This is a genomic window from Blastococcus sp. KM273128 (assembly GCF_021698975.1).
In the GTDB taxonomy this organism is placed as follows: domain Bacteria; phylum Actinomycetota; class Actinomycetes; order Mycobacteriales; family Geodermatophilaceae; genus Blastococcus.
The window spans coordinates 1-4975 of record NZ_SSXA01000131.1 but is presented as its reverse complement, the minus strand read 5'-3'; the positions used below and the strand labels follow the sequence as shown (position 1 = coordinate 4975).

Sequence of the window (4975 nt, the reverse complement as noted above, 5' to 3'; positions counted from 1 at the left end):
ACCGATGAGACCTTCGACAAGCCACATCGTCCCTGGTCAGAGGGGCATTCGTGCTTTCCGACGCGCAGCCACACGCCTATTCGATGGTGGATCGGGGCTCAGCGACCCCCTGTGGGACACCAGGAGGGGCCAGTGATGGGCCGCCAGCCTGATCCTTCAATAGAGGTAGCGGTCGATGCCGGAGCCGAGGGCCCGCATGCGGTTCATCCGGTCGGCGGTGCGGGTGTAGGCGGCTTCGTCGGCCTCACTCAGCGTGCAGTCCGTTCCGGGTGGGGTGGCCCGCATTCGGGCGGTCAGCATGCGGGTGTCGTCTGTCGGGGCGAGGTCGAGCAGGCCGGCCAGTCGGGCGAGCAGCGAGACGAAGCTGGCGCGGCCGGGGCAGCGGTAGGTGTCGCCGAGCTGCCCCGCGTGGGCGTTGACCACGTCGGCGATGTCAGCGTCGAGACCGGGATGGCCGAGGGCGGCCGCTGTGGCCGACAGCAGGTCGATGTCGACGGCCGGCAGGGTCAGCGCGGTCAGCGGCGCGTGCTCGTAGCGGCCATCCGGAGCGAGCAATCGGCCCCGCCCAGCTCCGAGGGACTGCGTCGGCGCCAGGGCGGTGAGTAGGCGCTGCACGGCGGCGAGGGCGACCCGGTCGGCCAGTGGTGCCGGCAGCCGCAGCGGCTCGGCGTCGGCGGCCGGGTCCTGTCGTTCCTCGTACTCCCACAGACCCAGGCACAGCAGCACCTCTTCCACCGCGCGCAGTGGCACGAGCAGCTCACCGTCGAGGTCGACGACCAGCACAGTCCGCTGCCCCGCCGCCGCTCCCCCGGCCGGTGCCGGCTGACCGGCTGCGCGCTCAGCCACCGGCGGACCACCGCTCGATGGCCGACCGGCCGGTCACACCGGTGGCCCGGCCGATGGCGGTCCACGAGGCCCCGGCCGCCCGCGCGGCGTACACCGCCTCGTCTAGGACGCAGGCAGCGGCTGCCTGCCGGACCGCGGCCTGCTCGACGTCTTCAAGGGTCTGCCAGGGCTCGATGTGGCGGCGCCACTCCAGCATGACCCGCTTCTCGTCGGCGGCCGCCAGATCGACCCACGGGCCGGTGACCGCCAGCCGCCGCGATGCCGGGTCGGCCAGCTCCGGTGCGGGCACCCGGGTCCAGGGGGTTCCGCGCCAGCCGCAGGTGCAGCCGGCGACCCAGCCGACCACCGCAGCATCCGGGCGCCACTCCTCCGCTTCGTCGATGACCTCCCGACGGACCTGGCCGCCGGTGTGATGCACGATCCCGTCGCCGCCGATGACCGCGCCGTCTTGCCAGATGCCCTCGACAGTGCAGCCGTCGCGGTACGTCAGCCGCACCCGGTCGCCGTTGCGCGGCCCGTCGTCGGGTCGGCGGGCCACCAGCACGCCGCGGGCGCTGGTGCTCCCAGCGCCTTGCGCGCCGTCGGCGAAGACCGGCACCACCCAACCCTCGTGCTGCTGGTCGCCCACGACCGGGCCCATCCATCCCATCGCTGCTCCTCCTGCTGCCTCGTACCGCGTCGTCACCGCAAGCTGGTTGTGCTGGTCTCGTCTCGGTCAGCGTCGACCGACCTCGCCCAGCCGAGACGCCGCGTGCCGGAATCTGGGGACGCCGCAGAGGGCTGTGGACAGCACTCCACTGCGGCGGTTCCCGGCGACCGTCGCCGAAGACTGCGCAGCCTCCCCCGGTCGGCTCCGGTCGCGCGAAACTGACATCGCCGGCGCCTGGAAACTGGAGGACGACGGAGGAACGGCGCCGAGGTACGTGGCTACGGACGGGCGGCCACCAGGTCTAGCGGCGAGCGTCGACCCACGCGTAGAGGTCCTCCCGCCGGTAGAGGACCCGGCGGCCAAGGCGGAAGCTGCGCGGTCCGGTACCGAGGTGACGCCAGTACCGCAGCGTGGCGACGGGAGCGCGCAGCAGTGCGGCGGCCTCGCCGATCGTGAGCAGGTCGGGCTGCTGGTCGACGGTGTGCTCGGGCATGGCTGACTCCAGGCGGGGCAGGTCGTTTACGGGTTCACTCGTAGAAGGCGCGATCTCACGGTCCTTGGTGACAGCTCACAGCCAACTTCTCCAGAACTTCTCCCGTGAAGCTCCGGTCCTCCTCCGGTTGCTCCTGCCGTCTTGCTCCTGTGTCTCCGAGCAGCGCCGTCCTGCGGGAGACCATCGAACGTCGCCCGCCCCGCGGGTCCGCGGTCAGCGCCAAGGCCTGCTTGCCGATCCGCTCGTGTGGCACCTCGTTCTCCACCGTGCGAGCGGCGGCGCCCCACCCGAGACCGCACCTCATGAGGGGGTCGTTCAGGATGCTGCTCGTGCGACAGATGACCGCGCCGGTGGCGTCATACCCCTGGCACCGGGGCGAAGGACGAATCCGCGCGGACCTCTCAGACGCGAGTTGAGCGCCCAGGCCTTCGTCGACGAGTCCGCCCGCGGATCGCGGTACCACGTGTGCGTCGCGGTTGTTCTCGATGGGGACGTCGACGCGCTGCGCCGCCTCGTCCGTTCCTTCTGCCTGCCCGGTCAGCGGCGGTGGCACTTCGTCACCGAACGCGACAGCCGCCGCCGGCAGATCCTCGACGCGTTGATCGACAGCGGACAGGTCTCGGCGTTGGCGTTCTCCGGCAAGGGTCGCGAGGACGATCTACGCGCCGAGAGCTTCCGCCGGATGGCCGCTGCACTGGTCGACCGTGGCGTGCACCGACTGGTCATCGAATCCCGGCAGGGCCGTGACCAGCGTGACCGGCAGATCCTGGTCGAGGAGCTTCATCGTTTGGGCGGCCCCGTGCTGCAGTATGTCCACCTGCCGCCGAGCGGCGACCCGCTCCTCTGGGTCGCCGATGCAGTGGCCTGGAGTCACTCGGCCGGAGGCGCGTGGCGACAACGCATCGCCTCGATCACCACTGCCCAGGACGTGACCGGCCGCTAGAAACCGCGGAGCCCGGCTGCTCACCGTCCGGAGAGGAGCCGGGCCCACTTCCTGAAGCTCAGCGCAACAGGCGACTCCAGTGTAGGGATAACCGGCTCGGTCGCCAAGCGGCCGACGGAGCCCCTGATCGGCGCCGCCCCCCGCCTCAACCGCGACTCCCCGGTAAGCCGGTGGCGATGAGGCGCTGAGGGTGTTCGCCCACATTCCTGGCCGCTCCCGCGCAACCGGCCTCTTCTGGCTGCGGCGGATCCGGGGGAAGGGTGGGCCGCAGGCCCATCCCGAAGGGACGCGCAGCGCCCTTCCGGCGGGCCGCCGAAGCCGGCATCCTCGGCCGGCTGCGGGGGCGGCATCGCCGGTACGGGAGGAAAACCGGAGATTGGCAAGCACGCTTCTCCCTTGCAGCACCGCGTTGGATCGGCTTCTCCTGTCCTCCTGCAGGTTGAGCATTCGGTGCCCGACCAGGGCCTCCCCCGAGGTCTTGCGGGGCAGCCCCTCGGGGACGGCATCGGTGTGGATGCGCGCGTCGACCTCCCGCAGCACAGCGGCCAGCCGGTCCAGGTTCTCTCGGATTGTGGCCGGGGTGACGTCGACATCGCGGGTGGGGCCGCGCCGACCTGTGCATACGGCGGCGTAGCCGCCGACGGTCACATAGGCGACGCCGTGGCGTTCGAGCACCGCCAGGATCGGCTCGGCGTCGAACTGGTCCGGCTCGGGTCGCCTGCGTCGCTTACCGCTGGGGCGGCTCGGCCGGCGTCCACCAGGGCGATCGAGCACGGCGCACTTGGCATCGAAGGCACGGAGGCCGTCGCCAGTCCGCACACAGTCCGCACGATTTCCAATCGAGCCCCCTATCCCTTCCAACACTATAAGCGCAGGTCAGCGGCGTATTCCGTCGAAGACCATCGACCACAAGTCACGCTGGGAGAGTTCGCGATGTACTACGACATCTGATCCCGGTGTCCTCCGCGGCCCCCGACCTCCTGCAGGTCGGGGGCCGCGGTGCGTCCGGGCGCGGCGGGCACCGGCCGGCGCACGGAGCCGTAGCCGGGGACCGCGCGGTCACGTAACGTCCGCGGCCTCAGGCGGACGCGCACCCGGCGGCCCTCTCCCCGTCGCGCGGTGCCCGTCCCCGGTCGCGGGGGGATGTCGTGGGCCTTGCACGCCGGAGCGCGCTGACGGCCGTGGGGGTCGTCGCGCTGCTCACCTCGTCCGCCGTCGTCACGCTCACCGCCGGGTCGGCCGCCGACGACTGCCCGGACGTCGCCGTCGTGGGCGCGCGCGGCTCCACGGAGACGGTCACGACGACCAACCGGGGCATGGGCGCCAACGCCGACTACTTCGCCGACTCCCTCGAGCGCGAGCTCACCGCCCGGTACGGCGGCGCGCTCGTGGTGGAGAGCCTGGCCGTCGCGCACTCCCCCACCTCGATCGGCGTGCTGACCCCGACGCGGACCGAGCTGACCGCGCTGGGCGACCCCGCCCGGCGGGACGCGGCGATGGAGCGCTACCGGGTGGGCAACCTGGCGGACTACACCCGCAGCGTCGACCAGGGCGTGACCTCCGCCGTCGAGCAGATGGCGGCCCTGCACGCCCGCTGCTCGGGAGCGGCCTTCGTCCTGGCCGGGTACTCGCAGGGCGCCATGGCGTTGCACGGCGCGCTGGCACGGCTCGCGGACGACGGGCGCACGGCGCTGCTCTCGCGCGTCGCCGCCACCGTGCTGGTGGCCGACGGCGACCGCGTGGCGCAGACCACCGCCACCCGCCGCGGCACCGCGGCGGCGACCGCGCAGGGCGTGCGCACGGCCCTCCAGCCGGGCGGGCGGGACGTGGCCGCCCAGCCGCCCGTCGTCGACTTCTGCCTGGCCCGGGACCTCGCCTGCGACTTCGACGCGGCGCGCCTGCTGCACCGCGGCGTCAGCCCGTCCCTGTCGGCGCTGAAGGAGGCGTCGCGGATCCACACCGGCACCGGTTACCGCTCCCTGCTCCTGCAGGCGGCGCGCGAGATCGCGGCCTCCCCCCTCCTCGCGCCCACCACGCCCACGAC

At 72.6% G+C, this 4975-nt stretch carries 6 protein-coding genes; 3 read left to right on the top strand and 3 right to left on the bottom strand.

The features are described 5' to 3' along the window. Positions 1 to 156: 156 nt before the first annotated feature. The 3 genes from E9529_RS21030 to E9529_RS21020 all read right to left on the bottom strand — a co-directional run bounded on the left by E9529_RS21030 (position 157) and on the right by E9529_RS21020 (position 1988). Positions 157 to 846: a LuxR family transcriptional regulator gene (locus E9529_RS21030; protein ID WP_236833213.1), complete on the bottom strand. Its 690-nt coding sequence runs from the start codon at positions 844 to 846 to the stop codon at positions 157 to 159. Beyond that, positions 839 to 1495 carry a hypothetical protein gene (locus tag E9529_RS21025; protein WP_236833212.1) on the bottom strand — a complete coding sequence of 219 codons (657 nt, stop codon included), beginning with the start codon at positions 1493 to 1495 and terminating at the stop codon, positions 839 to 841. The genes E9529_RS21030 and E9529_RS21025 overlap by 8 nt, the downstream gene beginning before the upstream one ends. A 301-nt stretch (positions 1496 to 1796) precedes the next feature. Then, on the bottom strand, positions 1797 to 1988 hold the full coding sequence (locus tag E9529_RS21020) for an AlpA family transcriptional regulator (protein ID WP_236833211.1): 192 nt from the start codon (positions 1986 to 1988) through the stop codon (positions 1797 to 1799). Between the two features lie 412 nt (positions 1989 to 2400). Here E9529_RS21020 and E9529_RS21015 point away from each other — a divergent pair, with 412 nt between their 5' ends. The 3 genes from E9529_RS21015 to E9529_RS22885 form a co-directional block, all read left to right on the top strand. Beyond that, positions 2401 to 2931 carry a hypothetical protein gene (locus E9529_RS21015; protein WP_236833210.1) on the top strand — a complete coding sequence of 177 codons (531 nt, stop codon included), beginning with the start codon at positions 2401 to 2403 and terminating at the stop codon, positions 2929 to 2931. Between the two features lie 450 nt (positions 2932 to 3381). Further along, positions 3382 to 3882: a hypothetical protein gene (locus tag E9529_RS21010; protein WP_236833209.1), complete on the top strand. Its 501-nt coding sequence runs from the start codon at positions 3382 to 3384 to the stop codon at positions 3880 to 3882. 230 nt (positions 3883 to 4112) lie between these two features. Further along, positions 4113 to 4975, top strand: an 863-nt coding sequence (locus tag E9529_RS22885; RefSeq protein ID WP_236833208.1) for a cutinase family protein, incomplete at its 3' end; no start/stop codon positions are given.